The sequence below is a fragment of the Klebsiella sp. LY genome (assembly GCF_004010915.1).
GTDB classification, from domain to species: Bacteria; Pseudomonadota; Gammaproteobacteria; order Enterobacterales; family Enterobacteriaceae; genus Klebsiella; species Klebsiella quasipneumoniae.
In genome coordinates this window covers 3,108,708-3,125,898 of record NZ_CP022444.1, presented here as the reverse complement: position 1 = coordinate 3,125,898, position 17,191 = coordinate 3,108,708, and the positions used below count along the sequence as shown (strand labels likewise).

Annotated in this window: 16 protein-coding genes; all 16 read left to right on the top strand. The window is 60.5% G+C overall.

Translation table 11 applies throughout. The features are described from left to right. Positions 1-285, top strand: coding sequence for a BMC domain-containing protein (locus CE636_RS18200; RefSeq protein ID WP_002442227.1), 285 nt, complete (start codon positions 1-3; stop codon positions 283-285). A gap of 12 nt (positions 286-297) precedes the next feature. After that, positions 298-576, top strand: coding sequence for a BMC domain-containing protein (locus CE636_RS18195; RefSeq protein ID WP_004146125.1), 279 nt, complete (start codon positions 298-300; stop codon positions 574-576). A 53-nt stretch (positions 577-629) separates the two neighbouring features. Further along, a complete protein-coding gene (locus tag CE636_RS18190) occupies positions 630-2,234 on the top strand; it encodes an acetaldehyde dehydrogenase (acetylating) (RefSeq protein WP_017899142.1) in 1,605 nt (534 codons plus the stop codon). Between the two features lie 25 nt (positions 2,235-2,259). Next, positions 2,260-2,526 (top strand): EutN/CcmL family microcompartment protein, encoded by a 267-nt coding sequence (locus CE636_RS18185; protein ID WP_017899143.1) that lies wholly within the window; start codon positions 2,260-2,262, stop codon positions 2,524-2,526. A gap of 8 nt (positions 2,527-2,534) precedes the next feature. Continuing rightward, entirely contained in the window at positions 2,535-3,689 is a 1,155-nt protein-coding gene (locus CE636_RS18180; RefSeq protein WP_017899144.1) for a 1-propanol dehydrogenase PduQ, read from the top strand. Positions 3,690-3,714: 25 nt separating this feature from the next. Beyond that, the gene (gene cutC, locus CE636_RS18175; protein WP_017899145.1) at positions 3,715-7,101 is read left to right on the top strand and encodes a choline trimethylamine-lyase; all 3,387 of its coding nucleotides are present in this window, start codon (positions 3,715-3,717) and stop codon (positions 7,099-7,101) included. An 85-nt stretch (positions 7,102-7,186) separates the two neighbouring features. After that, positions 7,187-8,134, top strand: a complete 948-nt coding sequence (cutD, locus tag CE636_RS18170) for a choline TMA-lyase-activating enzyme (protein WP_017899146.1) — start codon at positions 7,187-7,189, stop codon at positions 8,132-8,134. A 12-nt stretch (positions 8,135-8,146) separates the two neighbouring features. After that, on the top strand, positions 8,147-8,545 hold the full coding sequence (locus CE636_RS18165; protein ID WP_004204127.1) for a BMC domain-containing protein: 399 nt from the start codon (positions 8,147-8,149) through the stop codon (positions 8,543-8,545). Beyond that, a complete protein-coding gene (locus CE636_RS18160; RefSeq protein ID WP_017899147.1) occupies positions 8,542-9,162 on the top strand; it encodes a phosphate propanoyltransferase in 621 nt (206 codons plus the stop codon). Before CE636_RS18165 ends, CE636_RS18160 begins: the two co-directional genes overlap by 4 nt. Positions 9,163-9,174: 12 nt before the next feature. Then, positions 9,175-9,843, top strand: coding sequence for a hypothetical protein (locus CE636_RS18155; protein ID WP_004204125.1), 669 nt, complete (start codon positions 9,175-9,177; stop codon positions 9,841-9,843). 31 nt (positions 9,844-9,874) lie between these two features. Next, positions 9,875-10,288: a DMT family transporter gene (locus tag CE636_RS18150; RefSeq protein ID WP_017899148.1), complete on the top strand. Its 414-nt coding sequence runs from the start codon at positions 9,875-9,877 to the stop codon at positions 10,286-10,288. A 19-nt stretch (positions 10,289-10,307) separates the two neighbouring features. After that, positions 10,308-10,637 carry a DMT family transporter gene (locus CE636_RS18145; RefSeq protein ID WP_004204123.1) on the top strand — a complete coding sequence of 110 codons (330 nt, stop codon included), beginning with the start codon at positions 10,308-10,310 and terminating at the stop codon, positions 10,635-10,637. Between the two features lie 279 nt (positions 10,638-10,916). Next, the gene (trpS, locus tag CE636_RS18140) at positions 10,917-11,924 is read left to right on the top strand and encodes a tryptophan--tRNA ligase (protein ID WP_017899149.1); all 1,008 of its coding nucleotides are present in this window, start codon (positions 10,917-10,919) and stop codon (positions 11,922-11,924) included. A gap of 306 nt (positions 11,925-12,230) precedes the next feature. Continuing rightward, positions 12,231-13,298, top strand: coding sequence for an HlyD family secretion protein (locus tag CE636_RS18135; protein WP_017899150.1), 1,068 nt, complete (start codon positions 12,231-12,233; stop codon positions 13,296-13,298). Beyond that, complete coding sequence (rbbA, locus tag CE636_RS18130; RefSeq protein WP_017899151.1) at positions 13,295-16,039, top strand: ribosome-associated ATPase/putative transporter RbbA; 2,745 nt, start codon at positions 13,295-13,297, stop codon at positions 16,037-16,039. The genes CE636_RS18135 and rbbA overlap by 4 nt, the downstream gene beginning before the upstream one ends. Beyond that, positions 16,039-17,163: an ABC transporter permease gene (locus CE636_RS18125; RefSeq protein WP_017899152.1), complete on the top strand. Its 1,125-nt coding sequence runs from the start codon at positions 16,039-16,041 to the stop codon at positions 17,161-17,163. Before rbbA ends, CE636_RS18125 begins: the two co-directional genes overlap by 1 nt. Positions 17,164-17,191 lie beyond the last annotated feature (28 nt).

The window sequence follows — 17,191 nt, the reverse complement described above, 5'->3', positions numbered from 1 at the left end:
ATGGGTGATGCATTAGGTCTGATTGAAACCAAAGGTCTGGTGGCCTGCATTGAAGCAGCGGATGCGATGTGTAAAGCCGCCAACGTCGAACTGATCGGCTATGAAAACGTCGGTTCCGGCCTCGTCACCGCGATGGTGAAAGGCGATGTCGGCGCGGTGAAAGCGGCGGTGGATTCCGGCGTTGAATCGGCCCAGCGCATTGGCGAAGTGGTGACCTCGCTGGTCATCGCCCGTCCGCATAACGACATCAACAAAATCGTCTCGCATTACAAAATTGCGGACTAACGGAGAAACCTGATGAAAGAAGCGCTTGGTCTTATCGAAACCAAAGGTCTGGTGGCCTGTATTGAAGCCGCGGACGCGATGTGCAAAGCCGCCAACGTCGAACTGATCGGCTATGAAAACGTCGGCTCCGGCCTCGTCACCGCGATGGTGAAAGGCGACGTCGGCGCGGTCAACGCGGCGGTCGACTCCGGCGTGGAAGCGGCGAAACGCATTGGCGAAGTCGTCAGCTCTCGCGTCATCGCGCGTCCCCATAACGACATCGAAAAAATCGCGGCGCAGCACAAAGCATGACCTGACAGGGCACGCCCCGTCCCCACTCTTTTCGTCTGATGAAGGATAGACTCATGATTGAACTGGATAACGATTTGCAGTCCCGGCAGAACGCCCGGGAACTGGTGCGCAACGCCAAAAAAGCGCAGGCAATGCTGGCCACCTTTTCGCAGCAGCAAATCGACGCCATCGTGAAAAACGTGGCCCAGGAAGCAGCGCACCACGCCGAAGCGCTGGCGAAAATGGCCGCGGAAGAGACCGGTTTTGGCAACTGGCAGGACAAAGTGCTGAAAAACCGCTTCGCCTCGCTGCGCGTCTACGACGCCATCAAAGATATGAAGACCGTTGGCATCATTCATGACGACCCGGTAAAAAAAGTGATGGACGTGGGCGTGCCGCTGGGCGTGATTTGCGCGCTGGTCCCCTCAACTAACCCAACCTCTACGGTTATCTATAAAGCGCTGATCGCCCTCAAGGCGGGCAACGCCATTATCTTCTCTCCGCATCCGGGCGCGCGTCAGTGCAGCTGGAAGGCGATTGAGATCGTCAAACGCGCGGCGGAAGCGGCCGGCGCGCCGGAGGGCAGCGTCGACGGCATCACCCAGCTGACCCTCGAAGCCACCTCAGAGCTGATGCACAGCAAAGACGTTTCGCTTATCCTCGCCACCGGCGGCGAAGGCATGGTGCGCGCGGCCTACGCGTCCGGCACCCCGACCATCAGCGGCGGTCCGGGCAACGGCCCGGCATTTATCGAACGCAGCGCCGATATCCACCACGCGGTGAAAGATATCATCACCAGCAAAACCTTCGATAATGGCGTGATCTGCGCCTCCGAGCAGTCGATCATCGTCGAAGGCTGCATTTACGATGAGGTTCACCGCGAGCTGGAAGCGCAGGGCGCTTACTTCATGAATGAAGATGAAGCGGCGAAAATGGCGGCGCTGCTGCTGCGCCCGAACGGCACCATCAACCCGAAAGTGGTTGGCAAAACCGCGTTGTACCTCAGCCAGATGGCCGGCTTCTGCGTCCCGGCCAGCACCAAAGTGCTGATCGCCGAGCAGACCACCGTCTCACCGAAAAACCCCTACTCGCGCGAAAAACTGTGCCCGGTACTCGGTCTGTACGTGGCTGAGGACTGGAAAGCCGCCTGCCACCGCGTGGTAGAGCTGCTGACTAATGAAGGGCTCGGCCATACGCTGGTGATCCACACCCGCAACCAGGACGTCATCCGCCAGTTCAGCCTCGAAAAACCGGTCAACCGCATCCTGATCAACACCCCGGCGGCGCTCGGCGGCATCGGCGCCACCACCAATATCTCCCCGGCGCTGACCCTCGGCTGCGGCGCGGTCGGCGGCGGCTCCAGCTCCGACAACGTCGGCCCGATGAACCTGCTCAATATCCGCAAAGTCGGCTATGGCGTGCGGTCGATTGACGAGCTTCGCGCGCCGGGCAGCCGCCCTGAGCCACAGCCGACCATCGTCACGCCGGCGAGCGATCCGCAGCGCAGCATTCTTGATGACGTGCGTTTCAACGCTCCGGCCAGCGCTGCGCCAGCACACGCGGCAGGCAGCGATGACCGCTTCGCCAGCCCAGGCGCCGCAGCGAATGCGGAAGGCGCAATCAACGAACAAAACGTGGAACGCGTTATCCGCCAGGTGCTGGAGCGCCTTGCTAAGTAACGCACTGATATAAGGCGATATAACGATGATTCTCGCAAAGGTGACCGGCCATGTTGTCGCCACGCAAAAATGCGATGAGCTGCGCGGCAGCAACCTGCTGTTGATCACCCGCTTAGATGACAAACAGCAGCCGATGAAGGACCAGACCTGGGTCGCCGTCGATAACGTCGGCGCCGGTATGCACGACATCGTGCTGGCGGAAGAGTACTTCGCGCTCAATAAAGACCGCTACAAAGCGATGTCGGTGGTCGCCATTGTTGAGAAGGTGTTTCGGGACGCCGAACAGGAGTGAATAGCCCAATGAGTGAATTTTTACTGAAACCACGGATTTGCTTCGGTCAGGACGCCCTCTCGGTACTGAACGAAATTTCCGCCCGCAGCGTGCTGCTGGTGACCGATCAAGCGATGGTGAAGTTTGGCCTCGCCGAGCGCGTCACCGCCCTGCTGCGCCAGCGCGGGATCGCCTGGCAGGTGTGGGACGACGTGGTGGCGGATCCGGATATCGCCACCGTGGTGCGCGGTATGAAGCTGATGGATAACCACTACCCGGATCTGGTTATCGCGCTCGGCGGCGGTTCGGTAATCGATGCCGCCAAAGCGGTTATTTTCTCCCTGGCGCAAACCCGTCCGCTGGCCGACCGTCCCCGACCGTGCTTCGTCGCCATCCCGACCACCAGCGGTACCGGTTCGGAAGTCACCGCCTTTTCGGTGGTGAAAGCCAACGCGGAAAAGCTGGTGCTGGTGGATGCGTCATTGCTGCCGGATATCGCCATTCTGGACCCGGCGCTGGTGGCTTCGGTGCCGCCGGCAATTACCGCCGACACCGGCATGGACGTGCTGTGTCACGCCCTTGAGGCCTACGTCTCCCGCGCCGCCAGCGACTTTTCCGACGCCCTGGCGGAGAAAGTGGTGCAGCAGGTATTTCGCTATCTGCCGACCTGCTGGCGCAGCGGCGACAACCTGCAGGCGCGCGAAAAGATGCACAACGCCTCCTGCATGGCGGGGATGGCCTTCACCAACGCGTCGCTGGGGATAACCCACAGCCTGGCCCACGCCCTCGGCGGCGTCTTCCGCGTGCCCCATGGCCGCGCCAACGCCCTGCTGATGGCGCACGTCGTCGCCTGGAACGCTGATTATCACGGGCTGTGCGATACCGATGCCGCCCGCAAATATGCCCGACTAGCCCATCTGCTGGATCTACCTGCGGCCACTACCCGCCAGGGCGTCACCAGCCTGCTGGTCGCCATTCAGGCACTTAAAGACGAAATGAGCATGCCGGCCGGCATCCGCGATACCGGCGTCCTTGCAGACGAGTTTGAACAACGGCTGGCGGAGATGATTGGCCAGGCGTTACGCGACAGCTGTACTCCGACGAACCCACGCGCGCCGGATGCTCACGCACTGACCGAACTCTATCGCCGGGCATGGACCGGCAACGCCGTTCAGGGCCACTGATAACAAGATTTGGAGAACCTTACCCATGGCACACTACAGCTTAACGCCGCGCGTCAAAGTGCTGGCAGACCGTTTACTCGCCCAGAAAAGCACGCTGTGCACTGAACATGCCACCACGCTGAACGCCCTGGATGGCGATATCGCGGGCGTTCCCGCCGCCGTTAAACCGGCGCGCCGTTTCTATGAACTGATGCGCCAGCTGCCGCTGACCATCAGCCCCGACGAACTCATTGTCGGCAACCAGAGCCGTAAACCGCACGGGGCGATTTTCCATGACGAAAACGCGACCCGTCGCCCATCGGCTTTCCAGTTCCTCAACCTCAACAGCGATCTGGATTCGCCGGACTACAGGCTGGTGGTCGAAAAAGGGGTGCTGGCGATTAAGCACCAGCTGGAAGAGAAAACCCGCGCACTCGGCAGCGCGGTCAGCCGCAGCGGTATGGATGAAGTCAACGGCTGCCGCGCCGCCATCTACGCCTGCGACGCCCTGCTGGCGCTGGCGCAAAATCTGGCCAACAGCGCCGAGCAGCTGGCGGCGGCGGAGACCAATGCTTATCGCAAAGCCGAGCTGCTCGATAGCGCAGCCATTCTCCACCACGTGCCGGCCCATCCAGCGCGTAATTTCAAAGAAGCCTGCCAGGCGTTCTATCTGTTCCAGCTGGCGCTCCAGCTGGATAACGGCAGCTATGCAGTCAACCCGGAAGGGGCGGACAAGGCGCTGCTGCCTTACTTCCAGCGCGATATCAACAGCGGCGCGCTGAATACCCAGCAGGCGTATGAGCTCGTGGAGTGCCTGTGGTTCAAGCTGGCGGAACTGAGCGAAGTCCGCGCCGCCTGCGCCATTGACGGCTATCCGATGCTCGACGCCATGTTGCATGGCGCCGCTTTTGACCATGCCGAGGTGAACGAACTCTCGGCGATGTTCATCAGCGCCCAGCGCAATCTCAGCGCGTTGAATCTGCCGGTGCGTCTGTTTAGCGGCGCACAACAGGTCAGCCATGCGCCGTTCGCCGCCTGCGCCGACACGCCGGTGATGGAAGGGTTAACCCCGCGTATGCAGCGTCTGCGTAACCACTATCTGACGGTACGCCCGAGCGTCTCTATCTATCGCGCGCTGGCCTTTACCGAAGTGGTGAAAGCTAACCCAGGCATGCCGACCATTCTGCTGCGAGCGAAAGCCTTCCGCCACGCCTGCGAAACCGCGCCGATTCTGATTCAGGACGATGAGCTGATCGTCGGCCATCCGTGCGGCAAGCCGCGCGCGGGCGCCTTCTCGCCGGATATCGCCTGGCGCTGGGTGCGCGACGAGCTCGACACCATGAGCACCCGCCCGCAGGATCCGTTTGAGATCAGCGAAGCGGATAAAAAAACCATTCGCGAAGAGATCGTCCCATTCTGGGAAGGCCGTTCGCTGGATGAGATTTGCGAAGCGCAATACCGTGAGGCTGGCGTCTGGGCCTTCAGCGGCGAGACCTTCGTCAGCGACCTCTCCTATCACCAGATTAACGGCGGCGGCGATACCTGCCCGGGCTACGACGTGCTGCTGTTCACCAAAGGGATGAACGGCATTAAAGCCGATGCCGAGGCGCATCTGGCCAGCCTGAGCATGGAAAATCCGGAAGATATCGACCGCATTTACTACTACAAAGCGGCGATTGAAACCTGCGAAGGGGTGGTCAACTACGCTCGCCGCATCGCCGCCCATGCCCGCGAACTGGCGGCTAAAGAGCAAAACGCCCAGCGCCGCGCCGAGCTGCTGACCATCGCCGACGTCAACGAAAACGTGCCGGCCAATCCGCCGAAAACCCTGCAGGAAGCGCTGCAGAGTATCTGGACCGTCGAATCACTGTTTGAAATCGAAGAGAACCAGACCGGGCTGTCGCTGGGACGCGTTGACCAGTACTGCTATCCGATGTTCGAAGCCGATATCCGCGAAGGCCGCTTGACCCACGACACCGCGCTGGAGCTGCTGCAGGCGTTCATCATCAAATGTGCCGAACTGATGTGGATGTCGAGCGAACTGGGTGCGAAATATTTCGCGGGTTATCAGCCGTTTATCAACCTCACCGTTGGCGGCCAGAAACGTAGCGGCGGCGATGCCTGTAACGATCTGACCTATCTGATTATGGACGCCGTGCGCTTCGTGAAGGTTTACCAGCCGTCGCTGGCCTGCCGTATCCACAACCAGTCGCCGCAGAAATACATGGAAAAAATCGTCGACGTGGTGAAAGCGGGAATGGGCTTCCCGGCCTGCCACTTCGATGACTCCCACATCAAGATGATGCTGCGCAAAGGCTTCGATTTTGAAGACGCCCGCGATTACTGCCTGATGGGCTGCGTTGAACCGCAGAAATCCGGGCGCATCTACCAGTGGACCTCCACCGGCTACACCCAGTGGCCTATCGCTATCGAGTTCGTGCTTAACCGCGGGCGGATGGTGCTGTTCGATAGCTATCAGGGGCTGGACACCGGCGACCTGCGCGACCTGCGCACCTTCGAAGCATTCGACGCGGCGGTGAAACAGCAGATCGCCCATATCGTGCGCCTGTCGGCTATCGGCACCGTCATCAGCCAGCGCGTCCACCGCGATGTGGCGCCGAAGCCGCTGATGTCGCTGCTGGTCGAAGGCTGCATGGAGAGCGGCAAAGATGTCGCCGCCGGCGGCGCGATGGTCAACCACGGTCCGGGGCTGATTTTCTCCGGTCTGGCGACCTACGTCGACTCGATGGCGGCGATCCGCAAGCTGGTGTTCGAAGAGAAGAAATACACCCTTGAGCAGATCCGCGATGCGCTGCTGGCCAACTTTGAAGGTTACGAAGCGCTGCGCCGCGACTGCCTGAACGCGCCGAAATACGGTAACGACGATAACTATGTCGACCAGTACGCGCTCGATATTACCGAATGGACCGAGAAAGAGTGCCGTAAGTACAAGATGCTCTACTCGACCCTCAGCCACGGCACCCTGTCTATCTCCAACAACACGCCCATCGGCGAGCTAACCAACGCCACGCCGAACGGCCGCCTGGCGTGGATGCCACTCTCCGATGGCATCAGCCCGACCCAGGGCGCGGATAAGCAAGGCCCGACGGCGATTATCAAGTCGGTCAGCAAGATGAACGTGGAAACCATGAACATCGGCATGGTGCACAACTTCAAATTCCTCAAAGGGCTTCTGGATACCCCGGAAGGTCGCCATGGCCTGATTACCTTGCTGCGTACCGCCTCGATTCTCGGCAATGGGCAGATGCAGTTCAGCTATGTCGATAACGAAGTGCTGAAGAAGGCGCAGCAGGAGCCGGAGAAATACCGCGACCTGATCGTTCGCGTCGCCGGCTACAGCGCCTACTTCGTTGAGCTGTGCAAAGAGGTCCAGGACGAGATCATCAGCCGTACGGTGATTGAGAAGTTCTAGTTCTCTTAGAGAGAATTAAATGAGCTGTATTTGAGAAATAACCGGAAGTTCTCCGTCCCGTAACGGGACGGAGCGGGAGGCAAGCGTGATCGCAAAACAAGAATTAACGGGCCGAATTTTCAATATCCAGAAATATTCGATCTATGACGGCGATGGCATTCGCACGCTGGTGTTTTTTAAGGGCTGCAACATTCGCTGCCCGTGGTGCGCCAACCCGGAAGGGCTGAATAGCCAGTTCCAGGTGATGTTCTCGCACGACAAATGCATTAACTGCGGCGACTGCGTCAGCGTCTGTCCGGCGGGTATTCATTATCGGGCGGAAGAGAACGGCGAAATGAAGCACTTCGTCGACCGCCATAAAGACTGCATCGGCTGCCGCAAATGCGAAGAGATTTGCACCCAGAACGCGCTGGACATTATGGGCAAGGACGTCACCTTCAGCGAGCTGATGGAGATCATCATGCAGGACTACGACTTCTACATCTCCTCCGGCGGCGGCGTCACCATCGGCGGCGGCGAGATGAGCCTGCAGACCGATTTTGCCGTCGCCTTATTCAGCGAATGCAAAAAGATGATGATTAACACTGCCGTCGAAACCCAGGGCACCACCCCACTTGCCAACTACCAGAAGCTCGCGCCGGTCACCGACACCTTCTTATTCGACATTAAGCAGATTAACAGCGAACACCACAAGGCGATGCTCGGCATCGGCAACGAAGGGATCCGCCGCAATCTCGAATGGCTGGTGGATTCCGGCGCCAACGTCATTGTGCGTATGCCGCTCATTCGCGGCTACAACGACTCATTCGACGCCATTACCGGCGCCATTGATTACGTACAGAAGCTGGCGAAGCGCGGGAATATCCGCCGTATCGACATGCTGCCGTACCACCAGCTGGGACGCAAAAAGTACGAACGCCTGGATATGCCCTACCCGATTAGCCAGGACCCGTCTTATTCGCCGGATGAACTGGACCGGCTGGAAGCCTTCTTCCGGCAATTTGATTTTGATATTCGCTTAGTCCGCCATTAACAGGAGCCGACCATGAAAAGTTTAGGCGTAATTGAAACGCGAGGATGGGTCGCCGCCATTCAGGCCGTCGACGCCGCCTGTAAAGCCGCGGGAGTGACCTGCATTGGCTATCGCAAACCAGGCTCCGGGCTGGTGAGCGTCTGCTTTGAAGGGGAAATCAGCGCCATCCACACCGCTATAGAACGCGGCGTGGCGGTTGCCGGCGCCGAGCACACCGTGAAGTCGCTGGTCATTGCCCGTCCGGAGCGTTGCGTGGTTGAAGCGTTAAGCAACCTCAAAGGCAACCCTCCGCGCGAGGAAAAAACGGACGAACCGGTGGTTATCACCGCCCCGGAACCCATCGTTCCGCCCGCTATCCCGAACGAAGCGGAAGATAAGCACCCTGCGCTGAAGAAAGGGAAGAAGTCATGATCGACACTTTGCTTCGCGAAAAAATCGTCGCCCGCCTGAGCGCAACGGCGCCGGCGATCCCGGTGGGGATCTCCAACCGCCACGTCCATCTCGCGCAACAGGACGTCGAGGCATTGTTCGGTAAAGGCTACAGCCTGACGCCGTTCAAACCGCTGCGCCAGCCGGGGCAGTTTGCCGCCCAGGAGTGCGTGACCGTCGTCGGGCCGAAGGGCTCGCTGACCAACGTTCGCGTCCTCGGCCCGACCCGCCCGCTATCGCAACTGGAAGTGTCGCGCGCCGACTGCTTCACGCTCGGCATTCAAGCGCCAGTTCGTGAGTCCGGGCAACTGGAGAATGCCGGTAGCGCGCTGCTGATTGGCCCCGCCGGTCACGTTGAGCTCCATTCTCAGGTGATCTGCGCCTGGCGGCATATTCATATGTCGCCGCAGGACGCGCGCCAGCTCAACGTCAGCAATGGCCAGAAGGTCAGCGTGCGCAGCAACGGCGAGCGCCAGCTGACTTTCGATGAAGTGGTGGTGCGGGTGCGCGATGACTTCGCGCTGGAATTTCACATCGACACCGAAGAAGCCAATGCCGCCGGGTTAAAAAACGGCGCGCAGGTGACGCTCATCGGCTAACGGAGGCTCGCCATGACCGACGAACAGATTGAAGGTGTAGTTGCGCGGATTTTGCAGCGCCTGCGGCCGCCGGTACTGGTGATGGTGACCGCCGCTGACGGCTACCGCGCAGCTATCCGCCAACGCCTGGCGGGAAGCGGCTATCCGCTGCGCCTCGCGCTGGAGGAGGGTCTCGCCGACGCCGCCGCCTGGCGAGAGGTGGGCGAGATTATCCCGTCATCGGCCTGGCAGGATGCCCTGCCGTCAGCGCCATGGCGGGGGGTACTGCTGCCTTTTCTCGATTATCCGCAAGCCTCTGATCTGCTGAACGGCACCCTGCGCAATCCGGTTTCCCGCTGCGCGCACGAGGCGCTGCTGGCGGGTATTCCGGTTCTGGCCCTGCGCTACCACTGCGATCCGCACAGCGAGCTCAACCAGCTGCGCGGCGCGCAGGCCGGCAGCGCCTATGCCGGGCATCTGCAGGCCACGCTGGCTCGTCTGGAAGCCTGCGGCGTCTTCCTCGGCACCATGAATGAGCTGCTGGCGAAGCTGGACGCACCCACCGCGCCGGCCGCCGCCAGCAGCGAACCGCGCCGTTATCTTACCGTCACAGACGTGGTGAATAATCCGGCGCTGGCGGCGGCCCCGCGCGCTCAGCTGACCGATGCGGCTATTGATTACTTAAAAAACAGAAAGATATGACCTTACCCAACGAAAAACCTGGAGCTTAACGATGTCTTCGAAAACAAAATGCTGGTTATGGATGCTGCTGGTTATCCTCTCCGAAACCTCGGCAACCTCGACGTTAAAAATGTTCGGTAGCAGCGAAGGCGGCAGCAAAATGCTGCTGCTCGGGCTGCTGATTGCGCTTTACTGCACCTGCTATTACTCGCTCTCAAGGGCGGTGAAAGATATCCCGGTCGGCCTGGCGTACGCCACCTGGTCCGGCACCGGCATTCTGGTGGTCTCGACGCTGGGAATGGCATTCTACGGCCAGCACCCGGATACCGCCGCCATCATCGGCATGGCGGTGATCGCCAGCGGCATCATTATCATGAACCTGTTCTCGAAAATGGGTTCCGAAGCGAGCGAAGAGGCGGCGCCCGCCGCGCCAGCCGCCGCCATGGATAAGAACATCGCTAACTAACAGGAAAGGAATACCCCCTATGTTTAATCTCGGATTTTTATGGCTGGCGCTGTCTATCGGCTCCGAAATCACCGGCACCTCGATGATCAAAAAGACCAACGGTTTCAGCAAACTGGCCCCTTCGGTGCTGGTGGTCTGCGCCTACGGCCTCTGCTACTTCGCCCTCACCCGCGCAATGAGCACCATCCCTGTGGGCGTGGCCTACTCGCTGTGGTGCGGCTTCGGTATCGTCGGCGTCACCATCTGCTCCATGATCCTCTATAAGCAGAAACCGGACCTGGCGGCCATTATCGCCATGGCGCTGATTATCTCCGGCGGCGTGATCATGAACGTCTTCTCGACCATGTAACAGCGGTCGTTTTATCCTGTTACCCGGCCTGTGCGGGCAGTCCGTAGGCCCGCGCCAGCGCAGCGCCGCCGGGCGTTTTACCAAACAGGGTTTACCCCACTATGGTTTCGTGGCAGGATAAAAAGATGAACAGAAACGCGATCGTGACCTATCCCCGCCGTTGGTGGCTGCCTGCATAACAGGCGGCACGATATACGTTTCCATTTTCAAAGCCGCCGGAAGGCGGCTTTGGTGTTTTCAGGACGTCTTTCGGCTGAACAGTCTGATAAGGAGTTCCTGATGAATCACCCGCAAACCATTCTCACCGGCGACCGCCCCACCGGCCAGCTACATCTTGGCCATTACGTCGGCTCGCTGCGCCAGCGCGTCGCGCTGCAGCACGACCACCAGCAGTTTATCCTGATCGCCGACCTGCAAGGGCTCACTGACAACGGCAGCAATCCGCAAAAAGTTAGCCACCATATCCTCGAAGTGATGGCCGATTATCTGGCCGTCGGCATTGACCCCAGGCTCACCACGATCTGCCTGCAGTCCGCCCTGCCCGCGCTGGCGGAGCTCAGCGCGCTGTATATGAATATCGTCACCGTCGCCCGCGTGGAACGTAATCCGACGGTCAAGAATGAGATTGCCCAGAAAGGATTCGCCCGTTCGCTGCCGGTGGGCTTTCTTGCCTATCCGATTAGCCAGGCCGCCGATATCACCGCCTTCAAGGCCGAGCTGGTGCCAGTGGGCGACGATCAGCTACCGATGATTGAGCAGACCAACGAGATCGTCCATAAGATGAATAGCCTCACCGGCGCGCCAGTGCTGCGCCACTGCAAGGCGCTCCTCAGCGAAGTGAGCCGCCTGCCGGGCGTCGACGGCAACGCCAAAATGACGAAATCGCTGGGCAATACGCTGACGTTATCGGCCAGTGAAGAGGAGATTCACCGCGCGGTCAGCGCGATGTATACCGACCCGACACACCTGAGAGTCAGCGATCCGGGGCATGTCGACGGCAACGTGGTGTTCACCTATCTCGACGCTTTCCATAGCGATAAAGCACTGGTGGCTGAGATGAAAGCCCACTATCAGCGCGGCGGGCTGGGCGATCGCCAGTGTAAAAATGAACTGGAGACCTGCCTGCAGGCGCTACTGGCGCCGATCCGCGAACGGCGAGCCACCTTTATTCAGGATAAAGGGATGCTGCTGGATCTGCTGCGCCAGGGCAGCGAGCGCGCCCACCAGCTGACGCAGCAGACGCTGCATGAGGTGAAACGTGGTCTGGGGCTGCCGGTGCTGTTCTGAGGTGATGAAATGTTGCCGGTAGTGGATATTTTGTTAACACGTCGACAAGACCCTGCCTTTCGTATGGACAAGCCCGCCACGGATGTTACTATCGCGTTAACGGTAGCTCTCACTATGCGTGTTTCATTAAGGCCAGGATCGCTGATGATGACCACATAAGTAGTACAGCGTTCGGCTGCGCATCGACGCGGTAGAGCGCTGCGTCAGCGGCCCTTCCCCTCTTTATTCGTCCTTCGCAAGGAGGACGCTCCGCCCGCCGGAGGAGACACGCGTATCACTCAGCACAGGGAACCAAGCGAGTCGCGTATGGACAAAATAAAGAAACGTTGGACAGGGTATTTTGTCGGCTTACTGGTGGTACTCGCCGCCGCGGCATGGTGGCTGCTGCGCCCGCCGGGCCTCCCGGAGGGGTTTGCCAGTAGCAACGGACGAATAGAAGCCACCGAAGTGGATATTGCCAGCAAAATCGCCGGGCGTATCGACACCATTCTGGTCAAAGAGGGTCAGTTCGTGCGCCAGGGAGAGGTGCTGGCGAGAATGGATACCCGTGTACTGAACGAGCAGCGTCTTGAAGCCGCCGCGCAAATCAAGGAAGCGGAAAGCGCGGTCCTGGCCGCCAGAGCCTTGCTCGATCAGCGGCAAAGTGAAATGCGCGCCAGCGAAGCGGTTGTGAAGCAGCGTCAGGCGGAGCTCGACTCCACAGCGAAACGTCACGTCCGCTCGAATGCCCTGTCGCAGCGCGGCGCCGTCTCCGCCCAGCAGCTGGATGACGATCGCGCCGCGGCAGAGAGCGCCCGCGCGGCGCTGGAGTCGGCGAAAGCCCAGGTCTCCGCCGCCCGCGCCGCCATCGAGGCCGCCCGCACCAGCATTATTCAGGCGCAAACCCGCGTCGAAGCGGCCCAGGCGACCGAGCGGCGGATCCTTGCCGATATTGACGATAGCGAGCTGAAGGCGCCCCGCGACGGCCGTATTCAGTATCGCGTCGCCGAGCCGGGGGAAGTGCTGGCCGCCGGTGGTCGGGTGCTGAACATGGTCGATCTCGCCGACGTCTATATGACTTTCTTTCTGCCCACCGAACAGGCGGGCCTGCTGGCGCTTGGCAGCGAAGCGCGGCTGATCCTTGATGCCGCCCCTGATCTGGTGATCCCGGCCAATATCAGCTTTGTTGCCAGCGTCGCGCAGTTTACGCCGAAAACGGTGGAGACCCGCGACGAGCGTCTCAAACTGATGTTCCGCGTCAAAGCGCGCATCCCGCCGGAGCTGCTGGCGCAGCACCTGGAGTATGTCAAAACCGGCCTGCCCGGCATGGCTTACGTGCGGCTGGATAACCAGCACTCCTGGCCAGAAGACCTGACGGTGAGGTTGCCGCAATGATATTGACGCCACTGGATACCTCGCCCCCCATTGCCCGGCTGGACAACGTTGGCCAGCGCTTCGGCGCCACCGTGGCGCTGCGGGATATCAGCCTGGCGATCCCGGCGCGGCGCATGGTCGGCCTGATTGGCCCGGACGGCGTCGGCAAATCGAGCCTGCTCTCTCTCATCGCCGGGGCGCGGGCCATTGAGCAGGGTAATGTGATGGTGCTCGGCGGCGATATGCGCGACGTTCATCATCGCCGCGAGGTGTGCCCGAAGATTGCCTGGATGCCGCAGGGACTGGGGAAAAACCTCTATCACACCCTCTCGGTGTATGAAAACGTCGACTTCTTCGCCCGCCTGTTTGGCCATGATAAAGCCGAACGCGAATCACGTATCCACGAGCTGCTGCAGAGCACCGGGCTGGCGCCGTTTCGCGATCGCCCGGCGGGTAAGCTCTCCGGCGGGATGAAGCAAAAGCTGGGTTTATGTTGCGCCCTTATCCACGACCCGCAGCTGCTGATCCTCGATGAACCTACCACCGGCGTCGACCCGCTTTCCCGGGCGCAGTTCTGGGAGCTTATCGACAGCATTCGTCAGCGCCAGCCGGAGATGAGCGTGCTGGTGGCCACCGCCTATATGGAAGAGGCTGAGCGCTTTGACTGGCTGGTGGCGATGAACGCCGGCGAGGTGCTGGCGACCGGTACCGCTGCGGAGCTGAAAGCGCAGACCGGCAGTCAGACGCTGGAGCAGGCGTTTATCGCCCTGCTGCCGGAAGCGCAGCGCCAGGCGCATAAGGCGGTGGTGATCCCGCCGCGCGACGACCGCGAGGAAGAGATCGCCATCGAAGCCCGTGGGCTGACCATGCGCTTTGGCGACTTCGTCGCCGTCGACCACGTTAACTTCCGCATCGCGCGCGGTGAAATCTTCGGCTTCCTCGGCTCCAACGGCTGCGGCAAATCCACCACCATGAAGATGCTCACCGGCCTGCTGCCCGCCAGCGAAGGCGAAGCCTGGTTGTTCGGCCAGCCGGTCGATCCGAAGGATATCGCCACCCGCCAGCGGGTGGGCTATATGTCGCAGGCCTTCTCGCTCTATAGCGAACTGACCGTCCGGCAAAACCTCGAACTGCACGCCCGCCTGTTTCATATTCCGGACGGCGAAATCCCCGGTCGGGTGGCGGAAATGAGCGAGCGCTTCATGCTCAGCGAGGTGGAAGACGCCCTGCCCACCGCCCTGCCGTTGGGCATCCGTCAGCGCCTGTCGCTGGCGGTGGCGGTCATCCATCGCCCGGAAATGCTGATCCTCGACGAACCCACCTCCGGGGTCGATCCAGTGGCTCGGGATATGTTCTGGCAGCTGATGGTCGACCTCGCGCGTCAGGATCGGGTGACCATTTTTATCTCCACCCACTTTATGAATGAGGCGGAACGCTGCGACCGCATCTCGCTGATGCACGCCGGCAAGGTGCTGGCCAGCGATACGCCGCAGGCGCTGGTCGAACAGCGCGGTGCCGCCAGCCTCGAAGAGGCGTTTATCGCCTGGCTCCAGGAGGCGCAGCCAACCGCCGCAGTTCCTGAGGAACTTGCGCCTACTGCAGCATCCCATCCAGAACGCGCGGCCCCGCGCCAGGCCTTCAGTCTGCAACGGCTGTTCAGCTACAGCCGCCGCGAAGCGCTGGAGCTGCGCCGCGATCCGGTACGTTCGACGCTGGCGCTGCTGGGAACGGTGATCCTGATGTTTATCATGGGCTATGGGATCAGCATGGACGTCGAGGATCTGCGCTTTGCGGTACTCGATCGCGATCAAACCCTCAGCAGTCAGGGCTGGTCGCAGAATATCGCCGGCTCACGCTACTTCATCGAACAGGCGCCGCTGCGCAGTTACGATGAGCTCGACCGGCGGATGCGCGACGGCGAACTGGCGGTGGCGATAGAGATCCCGCCGAACTTTGGCCGCGATATCGCCCGCGGCACGCCGGTACAAATCGGCGTCTGGGTGGATGGCGCAATGCCAAACCGCGCGGAGACGGTGCGCGGCTACGTGCAGGCCATGCATCTCGCCTGGCTGCAGGAGATGGCCGGGCAGCAAAGTAGCCCGAATCGTGAGACCTCGCTCATCTCCATCGAGACCCGCTATCGCTATAACCCGGACGTGAAGAGCCTCCCGGCCATCGTCCCGGCGGTGATCCCGCTGCTGCTGATGATGATCCCGGCGATGCTCAGCGCCCTGAGCGTGGTACGTGAGAAGGAGCTCGGGTCGATCATCAACCTGTACGTGACGCCGACCACCCGCAGCGAATTCCTGCTCGGCAAGCAGGTGCCTTACATCATGCTGGGAATGTTTAACTTTTTTCTGCTGTGTGCGCTGTCGGTCTTCGTCTTTGGCGTATCACATAAGGGCAGCTTCCTGACGCTAAGCCTGGCGGCGCTGCTGTACGTCACCATTGCCACCGGACTGGGACTACTGATCTCAACCTTTATGAAGAGCCAAATCGCCGCTATTTTCGGCACCGCCATCATTACGCTAATCCCGGCGACCCAGTTCTCCGGGATGATCGATCCGGTAGCGTCGCTGGAAGGCCCCGGGCGCTGGATTGGGCAAATCTACCCGACCAGCCACTTCCTGACTATCGCCCGCGGCACCTTCTCCAAGGCGCTGAATCTCAGCGATTTGTGGGGCTCCTTTATTCCACTACTGATTGCAGTGCCGCTGGTGCTCGGGCTGAGCGTGCTGCTGCTGAAGAAACAGGAGGGGTGATGCGCGGATTACGCAATATTTATAATCTTGGCGTCAAAGAGCTGCGTAGCCTGCTGGGTGATAAAGCGATGCTGGCGTTGATCGTGTTTGCTTTTACGGTGTCGGTGTACTCCTCAGCCACGGTGATGCCCGGCTCGCTACACCTGGCGCCGATTGCGGTTGCCGATATGGATAAGTCGCAGCTCTCTTCACGCATTATTAACGCATTCTACCGCCCCTGGTTTCTCGAACCGGAGCTGATTACCGCCGATGAGATGGACGCCGGCCTGGATGCCGGGCGCTACACTTTCGCCATCAATATTCCGCCTAACTTCCAGCGCGATGTGCTGGCCAGCCGCCAGCCGGAAGTGCAGGTCAACGTCGACGCCACGCGCATGAGCCAGGCCTTTACCGGCAACGGCTATATCCAGAATATTATTAGCGGCGAAGTAAACAGCTTCATTGCCCGCTATCGGGACAACAGCGTGCTGCCGGTAGAGCTGGCGATAAGAATGCGCTTTAACCCTAACCTGGAACAGGAGCGCTTTGGCGCGGTGATGGCGATCATCAACAACATCACCATGCTGGCCATTGTCCTCACCGGCTCGGCGCTGATCCGCGAGCGCGAGCACGGTACCATCGAGCATCTGCTGGTGATGCCGGTCACGCCGTTTGAGATCATGATGGCCAAGATCTGGTCGATGGGGCTGGTGGTGCTAGTGGTCTCGGGTTTGTCGCTGGTGCTGATGGTACAGGGGATGTTGCAGGTGCCCATTGAGGGGTCGATTCTACTGTTTATGCTGGGGGTGGCGCTCAGCCTGTTCGCCACTACCTCGATCGGCATTTTTATGGGCACCCTCGCCAGCTCAATGCCGCAGTTGGGGCTGCTAATGATCCTGGTGCTGCTGCCGCTGCAGATGCTCTCCGGCGGCTCCACGCCGCGGGAAAGTATGCCGCAGCTGGTTCAGGATATCATGTTGACCATGCCGACCACCCACTTCGTCAGTCTGGCGCAGGCGATTTTGTACCGCGGCGCCAGCTTCAGTATCGTCTGGCCGCAGTTCTTAACCTTGCTGGCTATCGGAGCGGTGTTCTTTACTATCGCCCTGCTGCGTTTTCGCAAAACGATTGGTCAAATGGCATAAGGACTTAAGAAGGGCCGTCGACTCCCGG

Coding starts and splice junctions, on each gene's coding strand:
- trpS (WP_017899149.1), top strand. CDS start 10,917: ATGAATCACCCGCAAACCATTCTCACCGGCGACCGCCCCACCGGCCAG.
- rbbA (WP_017899151.1), top strand. CDS start 13,295: ATGATATTGACGCCACTGGATACCTCGCCCCCCATTGCCCGGCTGGAC.
- CE636_RS18160 (WP_017899147.1), top strand. CDS start 8,542: ATGATCGACACTTTGCTTCGCGAAAAAATCGTCGCCCGCCTGAGCGCA.
- CE636_RS18200 (WP_002442227.1), top strand. CDS start 1: ATGGGTGATGCATTAGGTCTGATTGAAACCAAAGGTCTGGTGGCCTGC.
- CE636_RS18180 (WP_017899144.1), top strand. CDS start 2,535: ATGAGTGAATTTTTACTGAAACCACGGATTTGCTTCGGTCAGGACGCC.
- CE636_RS18190 (WP_017899142.1), top strand. CDS start 630: ATGATTGAACTGGATAACGATTTGCAGTCCCGGCAGAACGCCCGGGAA.
- CE636_RS18195 (WP_004146125.1), top strand. CDS start 298: ATGAAAGAAGCGCTTGGTCTTATCGAAACCAAAGGTCTGGTGGCCTGT.
- cutC (WP_017899145.1), top strand. CDS start 3,715: ATGGCACACTACAGCTTAACGCCGCGCGTCAAAGTGCTGGCAGACCGT.
- CE636_RS18125 (WP_017899152.1), top strand. CDS start 16,039: ATGCGCGGATTACGCAATATTTATAATCTTGGCGTCAAAGAGCTGCGT.
- CE636_RS18165 (WP_004204127.1), top strand. CDS start 8,147: ATGAAAAGTTTAGGCGTAATTGAAACGCGAGGATGGGTCGCCGCCATT.
- CE636_RS18185 (WP_017899143.1), top strand. CDS start 2,260: ATGATTCTCGCAAAGGTGACCGGCCATGTTGTCGCCACGCAAAAATGC.
- CE636_RS18135 (WP_017899150.1), top strand. CDS start 12,231: ATGGACAAAATAAAGAAACGTTGGACAGGGTATTTTGTCGGCTTACTG.
- CE636_RS18145 (WP_004204123.1), top strand. CDS start 10,308: ATGTTTAATCTCGGATTTTTATGGCTGGCGCTGTCTATCGGCTCCGAA.
- CE636_RS18155 (WP_004204125.1), top strand. CDS start 9,175: ATGACCGACGAACAGATTGAAGGTGTAGTTGCGCGGATTTTGCAGCGC.
- CE636_RS18150 (WP_017899148.1), top strand. CDS start 9,875: ATGTCTTCGAAAACAAAATGCTGGTTATGGATGCTGCTGGTTATCCTC.